Here is a 694-nt window from a genome sequence, read left to right as displayed (position 1 = left end):
TGAAGATGGCCTGATGCAGATCAGGCCGAGATACAGGCACAGCGAAAAAAGCTCGAGCCATCGGACCATTGACGAGACCTTGCCGATGGGGATAAAATAAAATAGATTCGTGATTCTTTGCGCACCAAGGGAGGATTTTTTCGTACATGGCCATTGAGGTTGGCAGCAAGCTGCAGGGCAAGGTAACCGGCATCACCCATTTCGGGGCGTTTGTCGAGCTGCCAGGAGGGGTCACGGGACTTGTCCACATTTCGGAAATTGCCGACTACTACGTGAAGGACGTGCGCGACGTCCTCAAGATCAACGACATCGTCACGGTGAAGGTGCTCAACATCTCCGAAAACGGGAAGATCGGCTTGTCCATTCGCCAAGCGCAGGACAACTACGACCCGCGCGCGCGAAAGCGGCGTCGGGAGCGGGATGATTCCTTTGAGGAAAAGCTGAGCCGGTTCCTGCGCGAGAGCGAGGATCGGCTGGCCTCCCTGCGCCGCCACGAAGGGCGTCGCGGGCGCGGCGCGCGCAGGGGTTGACGGCATGGAAGCGAGGACAGCGCAAACGCAACACTCCCGGGTTGGGAGTGTTTTTTGCGCGTTCGGGGGAACCGTTATCAGGAACAGTTTACCATATACTTGACCCGGCTCTACGCTAAAAAGTGTGGATGCCAAGAAGGAAAAAGGCGGTCAGCGAGCCAAGG

The 694-nt window shown here is 57.3% G+C and carries 1 protein-coding gene; it reads left to right on the top strand.

Annotated elements, in window-relative coordinates; translation table 11 throughout:
- Positions 1 to 146: 146 nt before the first annotated feature.
- Positions 147 to 530: a S1 RNA-binding domain-containing protein gene (locus IEX61_RS12250; protein WP_054673622.1), complete on the top strand. Its 384-nt coding sequence runs from the start codon at positions 147 to 149 to the stop codon at positions 528 to 530.
- Positions 531 to 694: the final 164 nt, after the last annotated feature.

Source organism: Calditerricola satsumensis, from assembly GCF_014646935.1.
Taxonomy (GTDB): Bacteria; Bacillota; Bacilli; order Calditerricolales; family Calditerricolaceae; genus Calditerricola; species Calditerricola satsumensis.
Note: the sequence above shows the minus strand (reverse complement) of the source record. Positions and strands in the feature narration are given on the sequence as shown.